The sequence below is a fragment of the Brevibacillus gelatini genome (assembly GCF_050920745.1).
Lineage (GTDB): Bacteria > Bacillota > Bacilli > Brevibacillales > Brevibacillaceae > Brevibacillus > Brevibacillus gelatini.
Genome location: NZ_CP154342.1, coordinates 3724035 through 3749856, shown reverse-complemented (window position 1 = coordinate 3749856; position 25822 = coordinate 3724035). Strand labels below are relative to the sequence as shown.

Genomic DNA, 25822 nt, shown 5'->3' with positions numbered 1-25822 from the left:
TCCCTCCTTCTCCAATAAATTATACAATTTGGAAAAAGGAGTAAAAAGACCCCGCAAGCACAACAAACAGCCCCGGCCCGAACGGGAATCGGACCAGGGCTGCATCAGCCATGCTGGAAAAACAGCCTAACTATTGATACGGGAACTGACTGGAATAGCCGGAGAACTGCTGGTAAGCTTGCTGCAGCTTTTGCTGTTCTTCTGCTTCGAGCTTGTACCAGCCTTTTTGGAACATCAGGTTGTACACTTCCCGAGCCGACTGGTGTGTCTCATTCAGCAGTTGCAGCATGTCGTTGTACAGTTGCTGGTGGCTCGCCTCGCGCACCGCGACGTTCAGGCTGTCTGTGAGGTATTTGCACGTCGCCAGACAGTCATTGAGAAAATCGCGGTCATTCATTTGCGGCCCTTTGATTTGCGGCAGCTGTCCGGATTGCGGGTTTGCGATCTGATTTTGGTTTGGCATCCCTGTTCTCCTCCCTTACTGCATCTGTTGTTGCTGTTGTTGGGATTGGGTCTGCGGCAAGGTCGCCATGACAGCCGTGTTGTTGTTTTGCAGGTGGGAGAGCAGCTTTTGGTAGTGCTGCTGGTGCATGCGGCCTGCTTTTTCCAGACATTGCTTCACATCCGGGTCTGTGGCTTGCTGGGCAAAGAAGTGCAGCTTTTTAAAGGCGAGCAACTCCCAGGACAAGGCATCTTTCAGGTAGCTCAAGTCTTTGGTCGTGATGACTTTGGGCGGCTCGGGAATCGGCGCTTGTTGAAAAGGCGTGGAAGACATGATGGATGGCATCTGATTGCTCCTTTCATGTGTGATACATGTATAGGATGGGCAAACAGGCCGCAAGTAACCCTGCCTCTTTCCGCCAAAAAATGAACCGGTCCGAAAAAAAGACCGGTTTCACGCTTTCACAGGAGCCAATTCCAGCGAAGCGACCTGAATGTCGATGCTGGCGGGTGCGATATTGAGGCAAAAGCTTGCTTCCTTGTGCAGCTCTTCCTGAATGTCCCGAAGCAGTCGGGTCATATCTGTCAAAAAGGGCAGCCTGAGGGCGAGCGTAATCTGGAGGCGAGGCAAATCCTCGAAGGAAAAGCTGACTTTGACGACCTGGCTGACTTCTGCATAGCGGCTGCACGTAGCCTGCGCGATCTTGCGCAACACTTGCGGATGAATCAGGATGCGCCCGCCGGAAAAAGGCGGGTGAACGACGGTCGATTCGCCGATGACTTCCTTTTTCGAGCTGAAAATGCGGGTCGCGGAAGCAATCAGCCGCTGCAAATAGTCTTTTTCCACCTCGACGCGGGGGATCGGGATGACGTGTCTGCCCATCGTCTCCCGCACGTAGCGCGCCGCTTCGATTTCCTGCGGCGGCTTGATCGACTCAATCGGAATATATTCAATCGTAGAAGGCAGATGCAGCGCCTCGGCGATGCGCGTAATCATGCGCTGCGACGTGCCGAGAATCAGCAAGCGTCCGGGTTGAATCTGCTCCAGACTGCGCCGCACTTCCTCTGCGTGATCCGCGTAATGAAAAATCGCCCGCTTGACCGCCTGGATTTTCGTTTTCTCGTACTTGGCGGAGGTACCCGCCACCTTGCGCCCCTGGTAGATCAGGATGCCGTCGTCAATAATGGCGTCGATGTTCATGCGGTGGGAAAGTTCTAATGCACTGGAGCTTTTCCCCGTACCACTGGTGCCGTACAAGGCGTAAATTTCCATCGGATACCTCCCTCGTTCAGTTTCTCGCAAAAAATCGGGCAACGGTGTGCCTCTATGCCTGTGCGTCTGGACATGCTTTGTTCCAACATCGTAACGCACAGGCGGCTTACGCGGCAACTATCTTCCGCGAAAAACGCTTACCGATACTGCGCGCCCATTTCCCGTGCGCGCTCGGTCGCCCGCAGGATGGCTGATGTTACCGCCTCCTGGAACCGATACGACTCCAACACTTCCAGCCCGGCCTGTGTAGTTCCGCCAGGGCTGGTGACTTGCTTGCGCAGCAAGGCAGGCTCCGCGCACGTTTCCAGCAGCATATGGGCCGCGCCGATCACTGTCTGGAGCGTGAGCTGACGCGCCATTTCCCGATCCAGCCCGGCTGTCGCGCCCGCTCCCATCATCGCTTCGACCAAATAATAAATATAGGCCGGGCCGCTGCCGGACAGCCCTGTAATAATATCGAGTTCTTCTTCTGCCACTTCGTATACGGTGCCAATCGCTTCGAACAGGCGGGTGGCGAGGGCGAGCTGCTCGGGACGCACAAACGCATTGGCACTCAGTCCTGTCGCAGACAGCCCGACAGCAGAGGACGTGTTTGGCATCGTGCGAATGATCGGGCAGTCTACCCCCAGCCATTCGCCGATCAGGCTGGTAGGAACGCCCGCGATAACGGAAATAATCAGTTGGTTTGAAGAGACGGCTCCGCGCAGTTCGAGCAGCGCTTCCTTCGCGTCCTTCGGCTTGATTGCCAAAATCAAAATGTCAGAGGCCCGCGCTACCGCCAGTTTATCCGTGGTGGCGTTGACCCCGTATGCGTCCGTCAACTGCTCCAGGCGCTCCGCGTTGTTGCGGTTGGTGACGAAAATGCGGTCTTTTGCGGTCAAGCCTTTTTTCAAAATCCCCGCAAGCATCGCTTCCACAATGGAGCCTGCGCCGAGAAAGCCAATTTGTCCGGTTGCTATACTAGCTGTTTGGTTGCTCATCGCTGTTTCCTCCTTTGGTCTAGCGAATTTGTCCCGTTCCACGTACGACGTACTTGTAGGAAGTGAGTGCGGGCAAGCCCATTGGCCCGCGGGCGTGCAGCTTTTGCGTGCTGATCCCGATCTCGGCGCCAAAGCCGAACTCGCCGCCGTCGGTAAAGCGGGTAGAGGCGTTATGATAGACAGCAGTTGCATCGACAGCGGACAAAAATTGATTGGCTGCCGCAGCGTCTTCCGTCACAATCGCTTCGGAGTGGCCCGTGCTGTGTGCGGTAATATGCGCAATCGCTTCGTCCAGGCTATCGACGGTGCGGACAGCCAGGATGAGAGCGGTGTATTCCGTATCCCAGTCCTCTGCCTGCGCTTCGTGCAGGAGAGAAGCCAGCTCATGGTGTGCCTCCCGCGTTTTCTCGCAGGCGCGCAGCTCGACTCCTTGATCGAGCAGCTTTTGCAAAAGCGCCCGCTGGTAGTCGTGCGGCCAGTTGCGGTGGAGAAGCAGCGTTTCGGCTGCGTTGCAGACGGCGGGGCGGCTTGTTTTCGCATTGACGGTGATGGCTTCTGCCATGTCGTAGCGGGCCGCCTGATCGATGTAGATATGGCAGTTGCCCACTCCCGTTTCCAGCACAGGCACGCTGGACAGTTGCAGCACGCGCTGGATCAGGCCTGCTCCGCCGCGCGGGATGATGACGTCGACCAGCCCGTTTGCGGTACATAACAGGTCGACAGAGGCATGCTCGGCAAAAGGCAGGTACTGCACGGCGTCCTCGGGGAGGTCTGTCGCTGCCAGCGCTTCGCGAATCGAGCGGGCGAGTGCGACGTTGCTGTTGACGGCGCTGTGGCTGCCGCGCAGGACGATCGCATTGCCGGTTTTCAGCGCAATCGCCGCCGCATCGACCGTGACATTGGGCCGCGCTTCGTACACCATGCCGATGACGCCGAGCGGGACGCGAATCTGTTCGATGACAAGACCGTTCGGCCGCGTCCAGGAAGCCATTTTTTGTCCGACAGGATCATCGAGAGCGGCCAAGGCAGCCAGACTCTCGACAAGATCGTTTATCCGCGCAGGTGTCAGGCGCAGGCGGTCGAGGTAGGAAGCGGGCTGGCCGTCAGCTTCCGCCTTGGCAATATCCAGCTCGTTTGCCGCCAGGATGGTTTGGGCATCAGCCAGCAGTTTTTCTCCGATGGCAGCCAGTGCCTTGTCTTTTTCTGTACGGGTCAACAGCGCCATTTGTCGGGAAGCCTGTTTGGCCAGTGAGAGCTGTGCATACACTTTTTCTTTCAGGTTTTCCATTGTCTCCCCATCTCCTTATCTCTCTTTTTAAGTAAAAAGCGGTTTAAGTTAAAAATGCTTTCGAGCGTGCCGGGGTCCATTCATCACGGTGTATCACGGTACCGCTGCGTCGCGTCAAGCCGGAAGGTGAGAGAGATTCCAGAAGCTGGGCAGCGCCATACCTGCTGACGCCCCGGCCGATCAAGGTGCCTTCGCAATACACCTCGATCACCTCGCCTTCCTCGAACATCCCCGAGACATCGCGGACGCCCGCCAGGAGCAGGCTGCGGCTTTTTTCCAAAATCGCTTCCGCCGCCCCGCTGTCGACGGTAATCCTGCCGCGAACAGGGGAGTGGAGCGCAATCCATTGTTTGCGCGTGGAGACGCCGGCTGATACTGGCGCTTCGGGATGATAGCCGACGTAGGTGCCGTCTCCGTTTCCTTCCAGCACCTTGACGAGATCAGCCGATTGCGCCAATTTTCCGATAAAGCTCGGAATCCCCAAGCCTTGCGCTGTTTTCGCGGCAATCAGCTTCGAGCGCATACCGCCCGTGCCGAGCTGTGACGCTCCTCCTGCCAACGCCTCGATTTCCTCCGTCACCTGCTCAAGCGAGTCAATGCGTCGGGCGTCCGGGTTGTGGCGCGGGTCTTTGTCGTACAGTCCGTTCGTATCGGTGAGAATCATGTACAAATCTGCGTGGACCAGCCCGGCGACCAGCGCGCCGAGCATGTCGTTGTCGCCAAAGGTCAGCTCCGCAACCGATACGGTGTCATTTTCGTTGATGATCGGCAAAATGTTTTTGTCCAAAAGCAGCGACAACGTCTGAAAAGCGTGCTGATAGCGCTCGCGATCCGAGAAGTCTCCCCGCGTCAGCAAAATTTGCGCCACGCTGAGGTGATGGGCTGCGAACATTTGCGTGTACGTCTGCATCAGCAGGCTTTGCCCGATGGCTGCTGCGGCCTGCTTGGCAGCGAGAGAGCGGGGGCGCTGCTGGTAGCCAAGCCGTTGATAGCCGCTCGCGACCGCACCCGAGGAAACGAGCACGACCTGGTGCCCGGCTTCGCGCAGCTTGCTGATAGCAGAGACGAGCAAGGACATTTTCGCCGGGTCCACCCCACCGCCCGCTGCGGCAATCGAACTGCTGCCGACTTTGACCACCAATCGCATTTTTCCCTTCTTCATGCCTTGACCTCCTAGCACTCACTTGTATCCATGTAAAAAAGCAATAAAAAAAGCCCAATCGTCTCTTTGTTAAGGACGAAAGGGCATGTTAGCCTTACGCGGTACCACCTTAATTGACGTTTGCCGACAGAAAATACCCGTCAAGTCGCAAACATCCAGCTCTCTTTCTTTGATAACAGGTGAAAGAAACCTGTCCAGGTCTTCCCTGGATGCTCTGGGGTGGGTTCAAACCGATTCATGGACGAAATCTCTCAGCCGCCGGATTTCGCTCTCTGGACCTGAAGGGCGGTTTTACTGTTCCCCGTCATTGCCGCTTGCTATGCGCTTGTTAATTCACTATTATTCGTCGGGCATATAAGAAATGTCAAGAGAAATTATTGAAATTGTTCGCTGCCATACGCGCCCGCTCTCGACTTGATCTCGAACCGTTTCGTCTTCTGGTCGCGAACGAGGCGGTATTGAATCGTCTGGTCGGAGGCAAAAGACGGGTCGGTTGCGTTCTGGACCGTCACGTTCAGTTCGCCGTTTTCTTTGGCGACAGTCGTATTGCGGACGGAGATCAGGACCGGGTAGTCGACGCGCGGGATCGCAATGTACAGCTTTTCCTTGACGAGCTTCGTCGTCAGCTTGTCGTACATGGAAAGTGCCAGCGGCTTGCTCCAAAAACGTCCAAAGTAATCGACGATTTTATCCTTGCTGTCAAATCGCTTCGGCAGCTCGCGGAACACCAGCCCATCCTCGTAGATCGTCTTGCCCTTGGCGTTGTCGAGCGCGGCGAAGTACACTTCCTCCAGCAAATGCTCGGCACGGTTGAGGAACAGGACGACATCCATTTTGTTGTCGCCGAGCTTCTGAATTGCAGACAGCTTCACGGGTTTGTTCCGGGCCTTCGTCTTGCTTTTGCTCTCTTCCTTGCCGGGAAGGGCACAGCCTGTGACGATCAGGGAGAAGGACAGAAAAATCATCCACTTTTTCCAGTTGGTTTTCATCGCGCACCTCACTTGAAAAGCCGTTGTTACCTGTTAGCATGTGTGGCCAAAGAAAAAAATAACCAAGTGAAAAGGAGCCAGTTGCAAAACAGCCGTCATGTTCGGGAAAAAGGAAACAGGATAGGGGTTGTCTGACACCCGGATTATGTCTATCATGAAGAGAGTTGTGCAGATCGAACGATATGAGGTGAACATACATGTTTGGATTTGGAAAAAAAGCGAAAAAGCCGGATGGCATTGACATTTTGATTATCAAGACCGTCGAGGCGAAAAACCGCAACTTTTACCAGGTTGCTTTTCCAAGCGTAGTAGCAAACGATGTCTTGTCCATGCTGCAAAAGCTGGAAAAATCGAAAATCAACAAGCAAGAATTTTTGGGAGAGATCGGCGGATTCCGCATCGTGACACACCTGGAAGCACTGACCAGCTACGATGTGCTCGATGACGCCGATATGGAAGCACAGCCTGTACAAATCGCCGATTTTGCGAACATACTGCTGCGCCGTCTGGAAGCGCTGGCGGAGAGCGGCAAGCTGGGTGAATCCGAGGATTTGGCATTCATCATGGGCGAGCTGACCATGCTGCGCGATGGAAGCTTTCTCCCGCTAGAGTAGATATGGTTGTGTGTTCAAGCTGATTTTTGCGCTGGACAAAAATGCGTGATGAGCCGTTGGGAAACTGACGGCTTTTTTTCGTATCCGCAACTTTTTGGGGGTGCGAGCGTATAGCATAAGGTGGAATCTTATGGAAATGAAAAGACGATAAGCAAAAGGAGGGACGGGCATGATTGAGCTGATAAATGTGACGAAAAGCTACAATGGAACAAACAAAGCGGTCGATCAACTGAATCTCACGGTGCCAAATGGAGAAATATTCGGGTTCCTTGGCCCCAATGGCGCAGGGAAGACGACCACGATCAAGATGGTGACGGGAATTATCCGCCCGGACCAGGGCGAGATCACGATTAACGGAAAAAACATCGCGACACAGCCGCTTGAGGCCAAGCAGCAATTTGGCTACGTGCCGGACAGTCCGGACCAGTTTTTGCGGCTGAAAGGGCTGGAGTACATAAACTTCATGGCCGATATGTACCAGGTGCCAAAAGACGTGCGCGGGCAGCGGATTCTGGAGTTGGCGAACCGCTTTGAAATGACGAGTGCGCTCGGCGATCCGATTCAGAGCTACTCGCACGGGATGCGGCAAAAAATCATGATAATGGGTGTGCTTGTCCATAACCCAAAGGTGTGGATTCTCGACGAGCCGCTGACCGGACTCGATCCCAAAGCGTCGTTTACGCTAAAGGAAATGATGCGGGAGCATGCCGACAGCGGACGAACGGTATTTTTTTCCACGCACGTACTGGAAGTGGCAGAGAAACTGTGTGACCGTGTCGCGATTATCAACAAGGGGAAAATTTTGTTTTGCGGCACTTTCAAGGAGATGCAGCAGCATTTTCAGTCGGATCATTCGCTGGAAAGCCTGTTCCTGGAGCTGACGAAGCATGAATAAAGTCCTGCTGTTATCCAAAGTGCTGCTAAAAAATGCGGAATCGATCTGGGGGGCGAAAAAAGGAAGCGACTGGAAGAAGTTTCTGCTTGTTTTGGCGCTCGCCATCGGAATTATCCCAATGATTCTCGGGGCAGTCGTCTTTCTTTCCGCGATGTACGACGGTCTTGCGCTGATCGGACAGGAAGGGGCGCTGCTTGGGCTAGGATTTACAGTGGCTTCGCTGGCCATTTTCATCTTCGGGATTTTGTACGTCCTGAGCGTGTTTTATTACTCGCAGGATGTCGAGCAACTGCTGCCGTTGCCGCTTCGGCCCGCGCACATTCTGGGAGCCAAATTCGTTGTCGCGCTCTGCTACGAGTATCTTACGGCACTGGTCTTGCTGGGACCGCTTTTGGTAACATACGGGGTGAAAAGCGGGGGAGGCATTGTGTACTACCTGTTTGCCGTCCTCATTTTTTTGGCTGTGCCCATCGTGCCGTTAGTGATGGCGGCTCTTCTTGTCATGCTGTTCATGCGCTTTACAAACGTAGGCAAAAGCAAGGAGCGCTTCCGGCTAATCAGTGGCCTGTTCGCGATCTGTCTGGCAGTCGGGTTTCAAATGTTCGTCCAGCGCCAGTCGAGCGGCGGGATAGACAGCCTGGAACAGTTGCAGCAAATGATTGCGAGCCAGGAGAACGCGCTGTTGAATCTGGTGACGCAGTTTTTCCCGGCGGGCAGGCTGGCCGCGCTCGCTTTGCAAGATGGTGGCACACTGGAATCGCTCGGCTTTTTGGCCGCTTTTTTCCTCGTGGTTCTTGCCAGTCTTGTCGTCTTTCTTGTGGTCGGAAACAGCTTTTACTTCGCGGGGGTCATGGGGATCAGCGAAGCCGCAGCCAAACGAAAGGCGATCGGAAAGACGGCTTTTCAAAAACTCGTGAAGCAGCGCTCAAGACTACTGTCTTACTTCTGGAAGGAATGGAAAATTCTTTGGCGGACGCCCGCTTTTTTGCTGAACTGCACGCTCTCCAGCCTGCTCTTCCCGATCCTGGCCTTGCTGCCTTTGCTTGCGCGTCGGGATAGCGGAGAGTTACTCGCGCGCCTGCAAGCGACGCTACAGGGCGAGCAAGCCGGGGCTACCAGCCTGGCGATAGCTTTCGCGGCGATTGTGCTGCTTGGCGCTCTTAACAGCACATCGGTTACGGCAATTTCCAGGGATGGACAAGGGTTCTTTTACAACAAGACATTGCCGATTTTGCCTCAGCACCTTTTGCTGGCAAAAGTCATGCCCGGCATCATCCTCAGCATGGTGGGCATGCTGGTGCTGCTGGCCGAAGCGGTCTGGCTTCTGGCACTGCCCGGAACGTTCATTTTTTGGGCGATCCTGTGCGGGATTCCAGGCGTAATTTTCATCAACCTGATCGGCATCATGGTCGACCTGCACCTGCCCAAGCTGGTATGGAGTTCGGAACAGGAAGCGGTGAAGCAAAATTTCAATCCGCTGTTTTCGCTGCTCGCCGGCTTGCTGACGGGAGGATTTGTTGTCGTGTGTGTGATGTATGTGGAGGCTTCCCTGTTCGCAACGGCTCTGGGGCTTTTCGCTCTTTTTGCCCTGTTGGACGCTGCCATTTACCGGCTGCTTGTCGTCAAAGGGCCAAAATGGCTGGAAAATATTGAGGATTGAGGATAGTCAGGCTGCTTCTGGAAGCGGTTCTCCCCGTGCCGGAGTGCGGCTTTTTTCACTGGATAAAGGCAAATGAGGGACATTTGGGAAAAACGGGGTATAAAGAAGTGCGCGCTCCATCCCGATACATGAATGGGGGATCATTGTTGTCCGAGACGAATGTCGAGTCCGGGACATTTCTGCCCAGGAGAGGGCAGGAACATCTACATAGAAAAAGGGGTAAAGATTCTGGCAAACGAAGAAAGGAGTATGCGTAAAACATGATGAAGCGTTTTGCTCTCTGTTTTCTCATGGCGTTGCTGCTCGTGCAAGGGATATGGACGGGCGGGGCACATGCTGCAGGTGTTTTCGATGACACCCAAGGACACTGGGCAGAGCAACAGATTGAAGAACTGGCAAATCTGGGGATTGTGAAACGAAACAGCAAGCACGCGTTTTATCCGAACAACCCGATCACCCGCGGCGAAGCACTGGCATTGCTCAACCGCGTATTTGAGACAGCGTACGGCTCACTTGAGCAGCCGCAGCGAAAAAACAATCTGGACCACCGCTATCTGCTCCGGGGGGAAGTAGAGCAGCTGTTGGTCAATATGAAGGCGATTTGGCAAGTCGAAACGAACGCTCTTTCCAGCTACGATCCCGGCGACCGGATGCTCTATTACTTGTATCTCGCCGAAAGCGGACAACTGCTCAAAAAGCAGCAGAAAGAAAATCCTGACTGGTGGCTGTCCAGTGAAGCCATGCAGCGGCCTTTGTCCAGGGAAGAGGCCAGTCTGATCTTGTTCCATGTACTGGCTCCGCAAAAATTCCGGACGGCCAATTTGAAGCCGCAGGACGCCGTTACTTACTTCAACAGCTTTTACGAGTGGAAGCAGGATCGATTCTACCGTGATACATACTCTCCGTACCCGCTGGCTATCCGCGAGTTCCAGCTGTTTTTGACAGAAAAGACGTTTTCACCCGAGAGGATCATGACCCGTGCCGAATACGCCGTCGTCATGAAGCGACTGCTCGATTATTACCGCACCGATATATCTGCCCAGTTCCGCGGAACGTTGGTTCAGCAGCAAAAAATCGCACAGTTGTACTTGCGCTCGGCTCTTTTCGCACTGGAGAAAAACAATCAGGCCCGTCTGGCGGCAGTGTTCGCTCCCGAAACTTTACAAACAATGGCGACGCTTCCGCAAGTGCCGAAGTACAACGGCCCGGTGACGCTTACGAGCAAGGCAGATAGCAACGACCCGAAAATCCTTTGGCTGATCGGCCACTATCTCGATCCGGTAAACGGAGACTTCCAGATCGAGTACAAGCTGGAGCCGGATGCGTCCAGTGCTTTTGGGCGGAAAATCATTGCGGTGCTTTATTCGGAAAAATAGGCGGGTGCCAAGGGACAGGTGGCTGTCTAGCAAGTTTCAAAGCAAAAAAATTGGGCGGGAGACGCAATGTTCCCGTCCAATTTTTTTGGTTCTTTTGTTTTTTTGGAGTACATGTCGGCCCTACGACACACAAAAAGGCTTATTCCTCGTCATGTTCTCGGGGAATAAGCCTTTGAAAGTTTAACAAGTGTGTTTGTCAAGTTGTTATGACGAAATCTTCATACGGGTATTACATGGGGTATATGTGTTATTGGTTGAATGATATGTTTATTCGGCACTGGGTAACCCCCACCAAAAACCTCAAAGGCATGAAGCCAATCAATGTTAAATTAAACGAAACGAGCTTATTCTATAGAAATATATTGAGATGGAACATAATCTGCCAGCCAAACTAAATTGTTGCCTTGGTAAAATTTTACCCCGTCACGTGAAGCATTTCCTGCCTGAATTTTTAATAGTATTGGATTTGAATCCTTACGTTTTCCCACCATCTTGGCTGTATGAATGTCAACAGACATATGAACGTACTGTCTTGCCATTGGTTTAAGCCCCTCATTCATAATGCGTTCAAATAAATGCCTAGATGTTCCATGAAAAAGGATTGATGGTGGAGTAGCTTCAGTTTTTAATATTTTTTCAGACGTTGAATGACCGTAAAGTGCTCTTATCTTACCATTTGAAATCTCATGTCTTTTCTTGTCTGAATTCTCAATCATATTAACTATAATTTGCTCGTCGACAGATTCCCACTGTTTATTTAAGTGCAATCCAGCTAATAGCTGACCTATCTCCACCCACCCTTCATTATCTAGCTCAAGTTCATATTCCCAAGGTGCATGTCTTAATGCATACGAAATTTCCCTGCTTAATTTTAATATATCCAAATTTAATTATCCTCCACATTACATAGTTCTTCGTTGAAATAGCGAGTAGACTTCTTTTTTCCGTTCACTTCAATGAAATACATTTCCCTTGCCTCTTTACTGTGCCAATTTATGTCGCAGATAATCCCCATTACCTCTTTACTTTTAATACGTACTTTCTCGCCAAATTTATATGTCGGACTAGGAGTTTGTTTAAATAACTCAGGCTTCACTTTAAATTTCTGCTTATTATACAGAATCTCAATATATTCTCCATCTATCCCAACACATTGAAATAGTTTGCCAACTGGTTTCAAATTTCTAAAGCCCTCTAAACTCTGTGCTTGAATGAATCCTTCGCCATCTTCTTCAAACCAGTTGTATGTTCCCCAGGAACCAATTAGCAAGAACAACACCTCCTTAGAAATTATTTGTTATAAGGAACATAGCCTTGGAATGAAGGGCTGAATGCAGATGATGGTAGCTTTCCAAACGCTTCTTCTGCAGCTTTGAGCGATTCAGCACTTGGCTTGAAATGTCCACTTGAATTATCTATCTTGTAAATCTGTCCACCTCTAATTTCAACAATTCCCGCCGCTTTAACTTTTGGGTTTTCGCCACCAATGAGAGTTGGATGAGGCATTTTTTGTCCTGCTCTAGTACCAATAACTATATTCCCATTGGTATCTACTACGTACATATACTGTCCAGACATTTGCTTACTACCAATTTTACCCGAAACGGTAATGAAATCACTTAGATTTTTGGCAGTCGGGTTCTTAATATAACTACCGTTCTTCAGTACACCTGCCGCTTCATCATCTGCTTGCATGGCAGGGTCGACCTTAAAATAACTCGGCCCCTCAACCTTCGAACTCGCCCCCCGCTTCAACGCCCCGCGAACCCTCTCAGCACCTTTCGCCAACCAGGACGTCCCTACGGAAAAAGCTCCTCCCAGCGCGGCCCCAACCGCAAATGATTCCAGCGCCTGACCTCCATCCGGCGTCCGCCCGTCCCACAGCTCCCGCAGCGAATAATCAATATAGCCCGAGGTTCCCCCCATAAAAACGGCCGAGCCAAGCCCTACGGTCGTTTGTCCGCCCGCAAGCGGCACAATTGCTCCTCCGCCGATCCCTGCAATGGGGCCGAAAATCGCTCCGCATACCGCGTCGATCACGGACCCTTGGGCGGCGCTTTTGATATACTCCGACGGACTGCTCGCCTCCCCGTTGATGAGATCGGACGAGGCGGTCATCACTACGCCACCTATTGCTCCGAGAGCAGCCCCCACCGCTGCCGCTCCAATCACCGCACCAGCGCCAAACGTCGCTACGGTCAATGCCACAGCCCCAACAATCGCCACAGCCCCTAACACACAAAGAGCCAGCTTTCCCCAATCAAACGGCGGTTCCGGCGGTGGGGGTGTTCCTTGCTTCGGCTCGTCGTCAAACGCTGGGAACGTCGTCCGATCCCGCCCTTCCACGTGAACGGCTGTCCCCAGGAAGACAGCACCTTGTTGTTTTGCAAGAAGCAGAAACAGTGGCAAGTGGCGATTGCAAATGACAGAATTTTCGTTTACAATAAAACTGAACGGTGATTCAGTCGGGAGCAGCCAAACATCTCAAGGCGGGGAGCAAAGCCAATGCGTGGGATGTATTTTTTGGCCCACAAAATGAATGAGCATTCATTCAATAGAAGCATGAGCCTGCTCATACAGGAATATGGTAAAGAATAGTAGAACTTATAAAAATATCTACTAGTCTGAAAATTAAGCAAGTAAGACAGCATTTGTGACTATGCCTCGACAGAGGTTTTCTAAAGGAGGATTTGAAGATGGAACGCAAAATTCGCAAAGCGGCGGTACTTGGCGCGGGCGTCATGGGTGCCGGGATTGCCGCGCATCTCGCCAACGTCGGAATCCCTACCTATTTGCTGGACATCGTACCCCGTGAGCTGACGGAGGAAGAGAGCAAAAAAGGACTGACACTGGCTGATCCCGCAGTGAAAAACCGCATTGCGCAGGCGGGCAAAGACAGGCTTCTCAAGGAAAAGCCAGCCCCGCTTTACGATAAAAAGAACATCGAGCTGATAACGGCAGGCAACTTCGAGGACCATTTGCCACTGCTCGCCGAAGTTGACTGGATCATCGAGGTCGTCGTGGAGAACCTCGAAGTGAAGAAAAGCGTGCTCGCGCAAGTCGAAGCACACCGCAGGCCCGGAACGATTGTCTCTTCCAATACGTCCGGCGTTTCGATCAACGAGATGGCAGAAGGCCGCTCAGACGACTTCCGCAAGCATTTTCTCGGCACGCACTTTTTCAACCCGCCGCGCTATTTGAAGCTGCTGGAGCTGATTCCCGGACGCGATACCGACCCGGCCATCGTCGCCTTCATGAAGCACTTTGGCGAGCATGTACTCGGAAAAGGAATGGTCGTCTGCAAAGACACGCCAAACTTCATCGCCAACCGTATCGGTACATACGGATTGCAGGTTTCGCTCCACGAGATGGTGCGGCTTGGGCTTGGGGTAGATGAAGTCGATGCGCTGACAGGCCCGGTAATCGGCCGTCCGAAGAGCGCGACGTTTCGCACGCTGGATGTCGTCGGGCTGGACACGTACGTCCATGTGGCAGGAAACGTCCGCAACAAGAGTACGGACGAAACCGAGCGCGCCATCTTTGAGGTGCCGGATTTCGTTTTGCAAATGGTCGAGAAGCGCTGGATTGGGCAAAAGGCCGGGCAAGGCTTTTTCAAACAGGTGAAATCGGCGCAGGGCAAAGAAATTTTGGCGCTGGACATCAACACCTTGGAGTATCGCCCGAGCGTAAAGCCGAAATTCCCGTCGCTCGATGCAGCGAAGGCGGCGAAAACGCTGCCGGAAAAGCTGCGGGCGCTCGTGTACGGCAAGGACAAGGGCAGCGAGTTTGTCTGGAGCGTCTTCAAAAAAGTGCTGCTGTACTCGGCTGAAAAGGCTTACGAGATCGCCGACGACATCGTCGCGGTCGACCAGGCGATGAAGTGGGGCTTCGGCTGGGAGATGGGGCCGTTTGAGACGTGGGATGCCATCGGCGTGGAAAAATCAGTGGCGCGGATGCGCGAGGAAAACGAGCGGATTCCCGCACTGGTTGAGGAACTGCTTGCAAGCGGCAAAACCTCCTTTTATCAGAAGGCAGAAGGCAAGCGCCAGGTCTTTTCCATCGGCGGCGTCTACAAGGGCATCGAAGAAAACAAGGAAAACATCAACCTGGCCGCGCTCAAGGAGCAAGGCAAGCTGATTAAGAAAAACGCGGGCGCTGCCCTGATCGACCTTGGAGATGGCGTCGCGTGTCTGGAGTTCACTTCGCCGCACAACGCACTCGGACTGGATGTATTGCAGATGGCGAACCAGGCGGCAATAGAAGTGCAGAAAAACTTCGCCGGACTGGTCATCGGCAATCAGGGCAAAAACTTCTGCGTCGGGATGAACCTCGCGATGGCACTGATGGAGGCGCAGGATGAAAACTGGTTGGAGCTTGACATGCTCGTCAGCAATTTCCACAAAGCAGCGAGAGCGATTCGCTACATGCATCGCCCGGTCGTGGCAGCACCGTTTGGCATGACGCTCGGCGGCGGTGTCGAGGTCACGTTCCTGGCCGACCGTGTGCAGGCAGCGGCGGAGACGTACCTTGGGCTTGTCGAGGTCGGCGTCGGGCTTTTGCCAGGTGGCGGCGGCACGAAGGAGATGCTGTTCCGGGCGATGGAAAACGTGCCGGAGGGCGGTAGCGTGCCAGTCGATCCGTTCCCGTTTGTCGCCAGAGCGTTTGAGACCATTGCCATGGCAAAAGTTTCGACCAGCGGCCAGGAAGCGATCAACCTTGGCTACTTGCGGCCGACGGACAGAATCAGCATCAACTCCGACCATCTGTTGTACGATGCGAAGCAGCTGGTGCTTGCGATGGACAAAGAAGGCTACACGCCGCCGCAGCCGCGCAAAATCCGCGTCATCGGGGAGACAGGCTACGCTAACTTACGCCAAAACATTTATGCGATGAAAAAGAGCGGATACATTTCCGAGCATGACGAGCTGATCGCATCGAAAATCGCCTACGTCATGTCTGGCGGCAACGTGCCGGCGGGTACGGAAGTGACCGAGAGCTACATTCTGGAGCTGGAAAAGCAAGCGTTTCTCTCGCTTATCAAGACGCCGAAGACCCAGCAGCGGATGCAGCACATGCTGATGAAAAACAAGCCTTTGCGCAACTAGAAAGAAGGAGGGTAAAACGATGAGAGAAGCAGTAATCGTCGCAGGGGCCCGTACTGCGGTCGGCCGAGCGAAAAAAGGAAGTCTCAAAGACGTGCATCCCGTCGACATGGGGGCAGCCGTCGTAGCGGATTTGCTTCGCCGTGTTCCGCAACTGGACCCGGCGGAAATTGAGGACGTCATCATGGGGACGGCCGTGCCGGAAGCGGAGCAGGGCATGAACATGGCGCGGCTGATCGGACTGCGCGCCGGACTGCCGACAAACGTAGCGGGCATTACGATCAACCGTTTTTGCTCCTCCGGCTTGCAGACGATTGCCTATGCGGCGCAGCAGATTATGGTCGGCAGCTCGGACGTCGTCGTGGCAGGCGGAGTGGAGAGCATGAGCCTCGTGCCGATGCTCGGCCACAAGATCGCGCTCAACCCGACCCTGGTGGAAACGATGCCAGAGGCGTACATGAGCATGGGGCATACAGCAGAAGAAGTGGCGCGGCGCTACCATGTGACTCGCGAGGACCAGGACGCGTTCGCCCTGCGCAGCCATCAGCGCGCGGTCGCGGCCATCAACTCGGGCAAGTTCCAGGACGAAATCGTTCCTTTGACGGTGAAGCAGTACACGGTAGACGAAGCCGGAGTGGTGCATATCCGCGAGCGCATTTTTGACAAGGACGAAGGTGCGCGCCCGGATACGACCATGGAGGCACTTGCCAAGCTGAAGCCGGTTTTCCACGTGCAGGGCACTGTAACTGCCGGGAATTCTTCGCAAACGAGCGACGGCGCAGCAGCGGTGATCGTCATGTCAGCCGACAAAGCGGCAGAACTGGGCGTTCAACCTATCGCCAAGTTCCGTTCCTTTACCGTTGGCGGGGTGGACCCGGATGTCATGGGGATCGGTCCGGTCGTCGCGATTCCGAAGGCGTTGAAACTGGCGGGAATCAGCCTGGGCGACGTCGATTTGTTCGAGCTGAACGAAGCGTTCGCGTCCCAGTCGATTGCGGTCATTCGCGAGCTTGGCCTGGACCCGGAAAAAGTAAACGTCAACGGCGGCGCTATCGCCCTGGGCCATCCGCTCGGTTGCAGCGGCGCGAAGCTGACCGTCTCGCTGCTGAATGAAATGAAGCGCAGAGGCGGCAAGTACGGCGTCGTGACGATGTGCATCGGCGGAGGCATGGGCGCCGCAGGCGTTTTTGAAATGATCTAGCACGTATGTCCATTTTCATAAAAGGAGAGGGATAGCATGGCAGATACGAAAGAATTGATCCGCGGTGGAAGCTTTTTGATTGACGCAGGTTCGGCTGACGATATGTTCGTGCCGGAGGAGTACAACGACGAGCAGAAAATGATCGCGAAAACGACAGAGGACTTTGTCGTCAACGAAGTTCGTCCGCATCTGGAAGAATTGGAAAAACACAACTTCGACATTTCCGTCCGCCTGCTGAAAGAAGCAGGGGAGCTTGGCCTGCTGGCTGGTGATGTGCCGGAGAAGTACGATGGACTTGGCCTAGACAAAGTCAGCACGGCTTTGGTGACTGAAAAGTTTTCGCTGGCGCGCGGCTTCGCAATTAGCTTCGGCGCACATGTGGGCATCGGTTCGCTGCCGATCGTCTACTTTGGAAACGAGGATCAGAAGCAGCGCTATTTGCCTGATCTGGCCTCCGGAAAACGGCTTGCAGCCTATTGCCTGACAGAGCCAGGCTCCGGCTCGGATGCGCTGGGAGCGAAAACGACAGCGACACTTTCTGCTGACGGCAAGCACTATATTCTTAACGGTGAGAAGCAATGGATCACCAACGCCGGTTTTGCTGACGTATTTATCGTCTACGCGAAGATCGACGGCGAAAAATTCACGGCCTTCATCGTCGAGCGCAACTTCCCAGGCGTGTCGTTTGGGCCGGAAGAAAAGAAAATGGGGATCAAATGCTCTTCGACCCGCACCGTCATTTTGCAAGACGTGCCAGTGCCAGTGGAAAACCTGTTGGGCGAGCCGGGCAGAGGCCACGTCATCGCCTTCAACATCTTGAACGTAGGCCGTTACAAGCTGGCAGTCGGCGCAGTCGGCTCCGCGAAAAAAGCGCTGGAGCTGGCGACGAACTACGCGAAGGAGCGAAAGCAGTTTAAGACGCCACTCGCCAATTTCACTCTGATTAAAAATAAACTGGCGAACATGGCAATCAAAACGTACGCCGCAGAAAGCTCCGTTTACCGCACAGTCGGCCTGTTCGACACCGCGCTTGGCCGCCTGGGCGAAAAAGCGGATGACGGCGTAGAAGTAGCGAAGGCGATTGCTGACTACGCCATTGAATGCTCGATCAACAAGGTGTTTGCCACAGAGGTTTTGGACTACTGCGTGGACGAAGGCCTGCAAATCCACGGCGGATACGGCTTCATGTCCGAGTACGAGATCGAGAACATGTACCGCGACTCGCGGATCAACCGGATTTTTGAAGGCACGAATGAGATCAACCGACTGCTCATTCCAGACACGTTGGTGAAAAAGGCAATGAAAGGCGAGCTGCCGCTTATGCAAGCAGCAACAAGCCTGCAAGCCGAACTGATGAGCTATTACCCGGAGGAGATCGAGGAAGCGCCACTTGCGGTCGAGAAGCATCTGCTCAACATGACACGCAAAATCATCCTGATGGTGGCAGGCTCCGCGCTGATGAAGTACCAGCAAGCGATTGCCAAGGAGCAGGAGCTTTTGGCCTTCGCTGCCGACATGCTGATCGAGCTGTACGCGATGGACAGCATCGTGAAGCGCACGGAAAAAGCGATTGCGGCAAACGGTCTGGAAGCGGAGCAGCACAAGCTTGCGATGACAGCGGTTTATGTGCAGGAAGCGTTTGACCGCATCGAAGCGTGGGCCAAAGAAGCGCTCGCTTTCATGGAAGAAGGAGATGAGCTGCGGCTGCGCCTCTCCATTCTGAAAAAGCTGACACGCCGTACGCCGATCAATACGGTTGCCTTGAAACGGTCGATTGCTGATCGCGTCATCGAAGCAGGCGGATACGTGGTGTAAGCCGCAAAGATACGCATAGCGAAAAAAGGAGCGAAGAATCATTCTTTGCTCCTTTTTCTATTGGCGGCTGCTGCGGAATATTGGGCGGGCATGCATATTATTGAAAGTTGTCACGAACGCTAATAGAACATACTAGCAGAGGATGGGAATGGTTCGAGATGACGTTGAGAGGATGGCTGAGAAGAAAAAGGGTATCGGCCAAAGACAGAATTCAGTCGTTTCCTGCCCGCCCGTTAAGCAACAGCCTGAGTGAAAATATCGCCGAACTGCAGAACATATTCACGCTGACCCCTGACCTGGTCATTCGCACGTTTGAGAGCAGTTTTGTTGAAGGGACGGCAGCAATCGTATATTTGACCGGGCTGGTCGACAAAAACTCCATTAACAACAATATATTGCGGCCCTTGCTGAAACAGCAGGCGAGGGGAGATGCAAAAATTCTGGACCGGATCTCGGTGGGGGAGGTCACGGTCGCCTACGATTTTGCCACGGTTGAAAAGGAGATTTTCGAGGGTAGCTGCATCATGCTCGTAGAAGGGCGCAACGAGGCGTTCGTTCTGGAGACACACGGCTGGCCGCAGCGGGCGATCGAGGAACCGCAACTGGAAGCAGCCCTGAAGGGTGCCCACCAGGGCTTTGTGGAGACAGCGATTCAAAATATCGCCCTCATCCGCCGTTACTTGCCCAACCGGGAATTGAAGATCAAGGAGTTTTTGGTAGGGGACAGGGGGGCTACCCGGGTGTCGGTCCTGTATTTGCGGGATGTCGTTCACCCGGAGGTTTTGCAGGAGATGGAGGACCGGATCAAGCTCATCAGGATTGACACGATTCTCAATTCAGGCGAGCTGGCGGAGCTGATTGAAGACAACCCGTTTTCCCCTTTTCCGCAGTTCATGGTAACGGAGCGCCCTGATTCGGCAGCCTCGCATATTTTACAGGGCAAGATCGTCGTCATGGTAGACCGTTCACCCAGCGTCCTCGTCGGCCCTGCTACGTTTTCTGCCTTTTTTCAAAGCGTGGACGATTACAGCACGCGCTGGCTTGTCGCGACGTTTATTCGCATGTTGCGCGGGATGGCTTTTCTCATCGCCACCTTTCTCCCGGCTGTCTATATCGCCCTGATTTCGTTCAACTACGAGGTGATTCCGCTCGACCTGATTTTATCTGTGGGGGAGTCGCGGGAGAGAGTGCCTTTTCCGCCTTTGCTTGAAGCGATGATTATGGAGCTGACACTGGAAATGCTGCGGGAAGCAGGGGTCAGGCTGCCTGCGCCGATTGGACAGACTGTGGGGATCGTCGGGGGGATCGTCATTGGACAGGCGGTGGTACAGGCGGGGGTTGTCAGCAACATCATGGTAATTGTGGTCGCGTTTACCGCCATCTCCTCGTTTATTATCCCGAATTCCGATATGGGGGCAGCAGTCCGACTGCTCCGTTTTCTCATGATGGGGCTGGCTGCTCTGTTTGGCATCGTGGGGATTATCGTCGGGCTGATGGGCTTGATCGGCCATCTGATCCAGCTCGAATCGCTCGGTGTCCCGTACGGAAGCCCGCTGGCGCCTGTTCGTTTCAGTGACTGGAAAGATTTCTTTGTGCGCTTGCCTCTCTGGAGCATGAAAGATCGGCCGGTCAGCTCCAGAGTCATTCAATCCAAAAGGCAGGGGGATAACCGCCCAAGAGGAGATGGGAAATGAAAAGGTATGCCTTTAACGAACTGACGGTCTTCCAGTACATTTTTTTGATTCACGGCGCACAGGTAGGGATTGGCGTATTGTCGATGCCGCGCGAGTTGGCGGAGGTGGCGGGGACGGACGGCTGGATTTCGATTATATTGGGCTGGGCCTTGGCAGTGATTGCCAGCCTGCTCATTATCAGCATCATGAAGCGCTATCCCGATAAAACGATCATTGATCTGCTCACGCTTTTTTTCGGGAAATGGCTGGGCAAAGCATGCATGGTTCTAATCGCCCTCTACTGTGCAGTGGCCGCTGTGACGGTTATTACCCATACGGCGGCGATTATCAATACGTGGATTCTCACCAGGACGCCCGGATATGTCGTCACCATTTTTTTGGCGATCCCGTGCTACATGATTATCCAGGGCGGCCTGCGCGTGCTTGGACGCTATGCAGAGCTGATCTTTTATATGACACTGTGGATGCCGGTTGTGCTGATGACGGCAATGCCCCACACGAAATGGCTCTACTTGCTCCCGATTGTGAAGGAAGGCTTAGGACCGATTGTGACGGGAACCAAATCGACGATCTTGTCTTTTTTGGGCTTTGAGCTAGCCTTTTTTCTCTATCCTTTTTTGCAAAGAAAGCAATATGCTTCGCTCGGGATCATCGTGGCCAACACATTGTCGATGCTGATTTTTTTGCACATCACTGTATTTAGCTACACGTTTTTCAGTCCGGATGAAATCACGCAGTATACGTGGCCGACGCTGAATTTATGGAAGGTCATTGAATATCGCTTTCTGGAGCGGATGGATATTATTTTCCTGGCCTTCTATCTGTTCTACTTGTCGACAACCAGCTTTCCTTATCTTTATTTCACGGTCTTCTCGACAAGCCAAATGATGGGGACGGTCGACCACCGCAAGCATCTGGCTATCTTTTTGCTGTTGATCGTCCTGGCACTATGGTTGTATACGCCAAACTTTATCGACCTGAAGAAGCTGACGGAGCTCTGGAGCTTCGGCGGGATTGTGTTTGGCTACGCCCTGCCCGCTTTGGCTGTAGTGCCCATCTGGCTTTTGCGAAGGCCGTCAGAGGAGAGAAAGGCATGAGATTGTATGGGCGAATTCTGCTGCTTTTCTGCATGGTCGTATCCCTGACAGGCTGCGTAGACCAGATCATTCTGGAGGATGCGACGATCACGCTGATGACGGGGATCGATCTCAATGAAAAAAATGAGCTAATCTTCTACTTGTCCAGTCCGGTGTTTAGCAGGGAAGCAAGACTGAATGAAGAGGAGTACGGGGTCAAGGCGGATTCGATGCGCCAGGCGAGAGGAAGGTTTGACGAGATGGTAACAGCTTTGACCCTGTCCGGGAAAATCCAGGTGTTTGTGATCGGAAAAAAACTGCTGGAGCATCCGCACTGGTTCCAACTGATGGACGTCATGTTTCGGGATGCCCGCTTCTCGGTCAATGCGCGGGTGGTGGTTTTTGACGGTCCGCTCGCGGAGTTGTTCGCTTTTGACCCTATAGATAAACCGCGCCTTCCGCTCCACCTCACCAAGCTGATCGATACAGCCAATCAGCGGAACTTGACGGTCAAGACAAGGGTACAGGAATTTCATCGGCAAATGGTGGAAAAAGGAGAGACGGCTGTACTAACGGAAATCAAATTGGACCGTGCTGTCAAGATTATGGGCACGGCGCTGCTGAGACACGACGGAACGTACGCAGGATTGCTTGAGTCCAGAGATACGATGCTTTTGCAAATGTTCTTGCACGAAAGGGCGGGTGAGACTTCTATGACCATTCCGCTTCCGATTCAGGATGACCGCAAGAAAATCGTCAAGGACAGGCTCAGCTTTTTTTTAAGAGGCACCAATCGCGATGTGAAGGTGAGCTATCGCAACAACCAGTTCCGTTTTGACGTGAAGTTGCGATTGCTTGTAGACATCGCTGAAAGGCAGTTTCCATTCGACATGGAAAAGGATTACAAAAAAATGCAGAAGATGATTGTCGAGGAACTGCGAAAAGAGTTCACACGTCTGGTGAAAAGCTGCCAGGAGAACGGGACAGACCCGTTTGGCTTTGGCGTGTACGCCCGCGCCTACGAGTACGAGGCGTGGAAAAAGGTGCAGGATGATTGGGCAGCGGCATTTGCCAAAGCCGATGTCCGTTTTGTGCCGGAGGTGTCGATTAAAAGCAATGGCGTTATCAAGTGAGCCAAAAAAGGAAAAGCACCCTTTCGCCAATGGAACGGCTAAGGGTGCTTTCTGTATTAGTAGATGGCTTCCCAGCCCGCAGGTGTGACGAACAGGCGGATTGCCTTGATTTTGCGGTCGTCCATCAGCGTGAAGTAGTGACGGAAGTTAGGCGGTACAGAGATCAGGTCGCCTGGCTCAAGCTCGACGTCGAAGTAGCGTCCGTCTTTGCCCTTGATGGCGAAAATGCCGTGGCCGTCTACGCAGAAGCGGCACTCATCGTCGGTGTGATGATGCTCGTTCTTGAATTTCACGAGCAGCTCATCGAGGTTAGGGGTTTGGTCGGAGAGAACGACGATGTCTGCCGTCAGGTAGCCGCGGCGCTTGCTGATCGCTTCGATCTCCGGCTTGAAGGCGTCGAGAATTTCCTGCTTTTCTTCCTCGGTCGGGCTGTAGTTGTCGCGGTGCTTCGGATCGAGGCGGTCTACGCCCCATTTTTCGTAAATGATCTCCTGGCTGTTCAGGAAAGAAATGACTTCCTCCGGTGCGGAAATGTACTCGTTCGTGTCGTGAAAACGGATTTGTGCCATCTTGCATACCTCCTTGATTAATTGGTTGTAGTGGACACGACAGCTTGGCGCAACTGCAGCCAGCGGGCGTGGTACTCGAACAAAAATTCAAATGCTTCCAGGTGGCGCTTTGCCTCAAAGTCGTTGCCGCCCCAGGCGTAAATGCCGTGATTGCGGATGAGTACACCCGGAATTTCCGGGGTGATGACTTTTTCAATCGCAGCAGCGAGTGTCGGAATATCGGCAAAGTTTTCAACAATCGGAACCGTGATCCGGGCGTTTTCCTCCCAAATGCCCAAGCCTTTAATCAGCTCTTGCCCCTGGATGGAGAAGGCGCGCTGGCCGAAGTACAGCTCGGAAATGAGGTTGTTCCAGACCGTGTGGACGTGGAAGCAGGCGCCTGCCTGCGGAAACTTTTGATAGACGACGGCGTGGATCAACGTCTCTGCGGACGGCTTGAGCGAAGTCGCGTCTACAGGGCGGGAATCTCCATCGACCACCAGGTAGTCTTCCGGCGACAGTTTGGTCTTGTCTTTGCCGCTTGCGGTTACGGCAAATTGCAGCGGCTCATCCTGGATTTTGATCGAGAGATTGCCGCTGGTGCCGGGAAACCAGTCCCGGCGGGCAAAGGTCAGCTTGACGTCATCCAGACGGCGAAAAGCGTCCAGACGTTGTTCGAGTGTAGCGGTCATGGATCAGACAACCTCCTGTTTCAGTTCCGTCAGTGTGTCAATCACGTCGTGGAAGGTCGCAAATGTGCTGTGCGAAAGCGCAAGCTCCTTCGCCTTCTCGGCGAGGAAGGAGCGGGCGATGACGTAATCCGCGATTTTTGCGCCAGCCAGGTCCGTGATCGAGTCGCCAATGACGACGCGATAGTGAGTGGCAGGGTCGTAGCGGCGAATGATGGTCGTCTTACACATGCCGCAGCCGTTTGTGCAGTGCTCGTCGCAGGAGTGCGGCCACGTAATCGTGATGTTCTCGCCGGAGAAGTCACTGCCGTTGCAGTAGATCGGAACACCGCCAAGGTCAAACGGAGCGAGAATCGGCTGAACGAAAAAGTCGATGCCGCCGCTCGTAATCAGAAGCTCGATGCCTTCCTCGCGGCAAAAGCGGACGAAGTCGGCGAAGCCGGGGCGAATCGTAGCCTCCTGGACGATGTAGTCCACAATATCCTGGCGCAACGAGGAGGGTAGCAGCTGAAACAGCTTGCCGACGCCTTCCTGCACACTTATTTGTTGCGATAAAATTTGTTCGGTGATCGCTTCCCATTCGGGGGGAGCGAACTTTTTCACAATCGCGACGATGTTGTCCTTTTCCGTAATCGTTCCGTCGAAATCGCAGAACAGTACGAGTTTTTTGCTCATCGTGTGCCACCCCACTTTTCCAGGGCGACGGCAAGCTCCGGCGATCCGGCAGCGGCTTCGTCCAGGCTGTGTCCGGCTGTGACGGTTGCGATCGCATCGACAAACGCCTTCGCTCCCGCTGTTGCGCCGCCGGGGTGGCCGTGGATGCCGCCGCCTGCGTTGACGATTTGGTCGAGGCCAAAGTCCTGATACAGTTGCGGTACGAGTCCGGGATGAATGCCAGCGGACGGAACCGGGAACGAGCGGCGCACGCCCGCAAGTGGTGTCGTCAGGTTTTGGGCGAGTTGAAGCGCTTCTGTTTTGTCCAGCGCAACATTGCCGTAAGGAGACGGGAACAGCACCAGGTCTGCTCCGGCGATCCGCATCAGGGTGCCGAGCAGAAGCGGTGTGGCGATGCCGTAGTCAGGCGACGGATAGTACGCGCCTGCGAGCGCCGGGTGCGCCATGATCGGGACGTTGACATCCGGATCGGCTGCCAGACGGTGCAAGGCATCGAAGCCGAAGGCCAGCACGTTGAACAGCAGGCAGTCGGCGCCAGCCTCGACTGCGCGTTTTGCTTTTTCATTCAGCTCGTTGATCGGGCCAGTCAGGTTGGCGGCGTAGAGGACGGGCTTGCCTGTCTCGGCTTCGGTTTCCCGGGCGATCTCTTTGAACGCCCGGATGCGCTCCAAAAACGGCGCGCGGTCGTCTGCGAAGAAAATTTCGTCATCTTTGACCAAATCGACGCCGCCTGCCGCCTGTGCCTTGAATTGCGTTTTCAGATCGTCAAACGGCAAGCCCAGGCAAGATTTGAAAATGCTCATCAGGAGCGGACGGTTATGGGCGTTCAATCGGCTACGCAGTCCCTCGATGCCGAACTTCGGTCCGGGAAATGCCTGGAGGAACGAGTCGGGAAAAGCGATGTCGACCAGCTTGATTTTTCCGTCCATCGAGAGCTTGCCGAAGATTCCGGTCAGAAGCGAAGGAATATCGCTGGTGAAGTTGCGGGTCGGGTAGCTGACGGTAATCAGCCCGCGTACATCCCCGTTTTCCAATGTTTCCAGCGGAGTGGCGCTGACGGCTTCGCCCAGGTACGGCGCCAGCTCTGCTTGCTTGGCGGCGGGCAAGTCCGTCCAGGAGCCGACCGTCATGCCGACTGCGATGGCAGCCGCTTTTTTGTTCAAGTCTTTGGCTTGGGTCAAATAGGTGACGAGGATGCGTTGCTCACTCAT

General features: G+C 53.9%; 24 protein-coding genes. 10 read left to right on the top strand and 14 right to left on the bottom strand.

Annotated features, from left to right (window positions below):
- Window positions 1-130: 130 nt before the first annotated feature.
- From AAFJ72_RS18110 to AAFJ72_RS18080, 7 genes are all read right to left on the bottom strand, one after another.
- Complete coding sequence (locus AAFJ72_RS18110) at window positions 131-463, bottom strand: spore coat protein (protein ID WP_122906483.1); 333 nt, start codon at window positions 461-463, stop codon at window positions 131-133.
- A 15-nt stretch (window positions 464-478) separates the two neighbouring features.
- Window positions 479-787, bottom strand: coding sequence for a ferritin-like domain-containing protein (locus AAFJ72_RS18105; RefSeq protein ID WP_432775110.1), 309 nt, complete (start codon window positions 785-787; stop codon window positions 479-481).
- A gap of 108 nt (window positions 788-895) precedes the next feature.
- Window positions 896-1714: a hypothetical protein gene (locus tag AAFJ72_RS18100; protein ID WP_432775109.1), complete on the bottom strand. Its 819-nt coding sequence runs from the start codon at window positions 1712-1714 to the stop codon at window positions 896-898.
- Between the two features lie 137 nt (window positions 1715-1851).
- Entirely contained in the window at window positions 1852-2694 is an 843-nt protein-coding gene (proC, locus tag AAFJ72_RS18095) for a pyrroline-5-carboxylate reductase (RefSeq protein WP_432775108.1), read from the bottom strand.
- A 19-nt stretch (window positions 2695-2713) separates the two neighbouring features.
- Entirely contained in the window at window positions 2714-3982 is a 1269-nt protein-coding gene (locus AAFJ72_RS18090) for a glutamate-5-semialdehyde dehydrogenase (RefSeq protein ID WP_122906487.1), read from the bottom strand.
- 43 nt (window positions 3983-4025) lie between these two features.
- A complete protein-coding gene (gene proB, locus AAFJ72_RS18085) occupies window positions 4026-5144 on the bottom strand; it encodes a glutamate 5-kinase (RefSeq protein ID WP_432775106.1) in 1119 nt (372 codons plus the stop codon).
- A gap of 374 nt (window positions 5145-5518) precedes the next feature.
- Entirely contained in the window at window positions 5519-6133 is a 615-nt protein-coding gene (locus tag AAFJ72_RS18080) for a hypothetical protein (RefSeq protein WP_432775104.1), read from the bottom strand.
- 197 nt (window positions 6134-6330) lie between these two features.
- On the opposite strand from AAFJ72_RS18080, the gene AAFJ72_RS18075 reads away from it, so the two are divergent.
- From AAFJ72_RS18075 to AAFJ72_RS18060, 4 genes are all read left to right on the top strand, one after another.
- Complete coding sequence (locus tag AAFJ72_RS18075; RefSeq protein ID WP_432775102.1) at window positions 6331-6747, top strand: hypothetical protein; 417 nt, start codon at window positions 6331-6333, stop codon at window positions 6745-6747.
- 169 nt (window positions 6748-6916) lie between these two features.
- Window positions 6917-7642, top strand: coding sequence for an ABC transporter ATP-binding protein (locus tag AAFJ72_RS18070; protein ID WP_432775100.1), 726 nt, complete (start codon window positions 6917-6919; stop codon window positions 7640-7642).
- Window positions 7635-9302, top strand: coding sequence for a putative ABC transporter permease subunit (locus AAFJ72_RS18065; protein WP_432775098.1), 1668 nt, complete (start codon window positions 7635-7637; stop codon window positions 9300-9302). Before AAFJ72_RS18070 ends, AAFJ72_RS18065 begins: the two co-directional genes overlap by 8 nt.
- A gap of 260 nt (window positions 9303-9562) precedes the next feature.
- Window positions 9563-10678, top strand: coding sequence for an S-layer homology domain-containing protein (locus AAFJ72_RS18060; protein WP_432775096.1), 1116 nt, complete (start codon window positions 9563-9565; stop codon window positions 10676-10678).
- Between the two features lie 344 nt (window positions 10679-11022).
- Here the strand turns inward: AAFJ72_RS18060 and AAFJ72_RS18055 are convergent, their stop codons facing one another.
- The 3 genes from AAFJ72_RS18055 to AAFJ72_RS18045 are packed head-to-tail and all read right to left on the bottom strand — an operon-like array spanning window position 11023 to window position 12796.
- Window positions 11023-11562, bottom strand: a complete 540-nt coding sequence (locus AAFJ72_RS18055) for an RNA 2'-phosphotransferase (RefSeq protein WP_432775094.1) — start codon at window positions 11560-11562, stop codon at window positions 11023-11025.
- 2 nt (window positions 11563-11564) lie between these two features.
- A complete protein-coding gene (locus AAFJ72_RS18050) occupies window positions 11565-11948 on the bottom strand; it encodes a DUF6960 family protein (protein WP_432775093.1) in 384 nt (127 codons plus the stop codon).
- A 20-nt stretch (window positions 11949-11968) separates the two neighbouring features.
- Entirely contained in the window at window positions 11969-12796 is an 828-nt protein-coding gene (locus AAFJ72_RS18045; RefSeq protein ID WP_432775091.1) for a hypothetical protein, read from the bottom strand.
- Window positions 12797-13374: 578 nt separating this feature from the next.
- Here AAFJ72_RS18045 and AAFJ72_RS18040 point away from each other — a divergent pair.
- The 6 genes from AAFJ72_RS18040 to AAFJ72_RS18015 all read left to right on the top strand — a co-directional run bounded on the left by AAFJ72_RS18040 (window position 13375) and on the right by AAFJ72_RS18015 (window position 22699).
- Window positions 13375-15783 carry a 3-hydroxyacyl-CoA dehydrogenase NAD-binding domain-containing protein gene (locus AAFJ72_RS18040; protein WP_432775089.1) on the top strand — a complete coding sequence of 803 codons (2409 nt, stop codon included), beginning with the start codon at window positions 13375-13377 and terminating at the stop codon, window positions 15781-15783.
- 19 nt (window positions 15784-15802) lie between these two features.
- Complete coding sequence (locus tag AAFJ72_RS18035) at window positions 15803-16981, top strand: acetyl-CoA C-acetyltransferase (protein ID WP_432775087.1); 1179 nt, start codon at window positions 15803-15805, stop codon at window positions 16979-16981.
- A 36-nt stretch (window positions 16982-17017) separates the two neighbouring features.
- On the top strand, window positions 17018-18796 hold the full coding sequence (locus AAFJ72_RS18030) for an acyl-CoA dehydrogenase family protein (protein WP_432775086.1): 1779 nt from the start codon (window positions 17018-17020) through the stop codon (window positions 18794-18796).
- 158 nt (window positions 18797-18954) lie between these two features.
- Window positions 18955-20490 (top strand): spore germination protein, encoded by a 1536-nt coding sequence (locus AAFJ72_RS18025; protein WP_122906501.1) that lies wholly within the window; start codon window positions 18955-18957, stop codon window positions 20488-20490.
- Entirely contained in the window at window positions 20487-21587 is a 1101-nt protein-coding gene (locus AAFJ72_RS18020; protein WP_432775083.1) for a GerAB/ArcD/ProY family transporter, read from the top strand. The genes AAFJ72_RS18025 and AAFJ72_RS18020 overlap by 4 nt, the downstream gene beginning before the upstream one ends.
- Entirely contained in the window at window positions 21584-22699 is a 1116-nt protein-coding gene (locus AAFJ72_RS18015; RefSeq protein WP_432775081.1) for a Ger(x)C family spore germination protein, read from the top strand. The genes AAFJ72_RS18020 and AAFJ72_RS18015 overlap by 4 nt, the downstream gene beginning before the upstream one ends.
- Window positions 22700-22755: 56 nt before the next feature.
- On the opposite strand, the gene AAFJ72_RS18010 is transcribed toward AAFJ72_RS18015, so the two are convergent.
- From AAFJ72_RS18010 to AAFJ72_RS17995, 4 genes are read right to left on the bottom strand one after another with little or no spacing between them, the layout of a single operon-like run.
- Complete coding sequence (locus AAFJ72_RS18010) at window positions 22756-23268, bottom strand: 1,2-dihydroxy-3-keto-5-methylthiopentene dioxygenase (protein ID WP_122906504.1); 513 nt, start codon at window positions 23266-23268, stop codon at window positions 22756-22758.
- 17 nt (window positions 23269-23285) lie between these two features.
- Complete coding sequence (locus AAFJ72_RS18005) at window positions 23286-23939, bottom strand: methylthioribulose 1-phosphate dehydratase (RefSeq protein WP_122906505.1); 654 nt, start codon at window positions 23937-23939, stop codon at window positions 23286-23288.
- Between the two features lie 3 nt (window positions 23940-23942).
- Window positions 23943-24611: a 2-hydroxy-3-keto-5-methylthiopentenyl-1-phosphate phosphatase gene (locus AAFJ72_RS18000; RefSeq protein WP_432775078.1), complete on the bottom strand. Its 669-nt coding sequence runs from the start codon at window positions 24609-24611 to the stop codon at window positions 23943-23945.
- A complete protein-coding gene (locus AAFJ72_RS17995) occupies window positions 24608-25822 on the bottom strand; it encodes a 2,3-diketo-5-methylthiopentyl-1-phosphate enolase (RefSeq protein WP_432775076.1) in 1215 nt (404 codons plus the stop codon). The genes AAFJ72_RS18000 and AAFJ72_RS17995 overlap by 4 nt, the downstream gene beginning before the upstream one ends.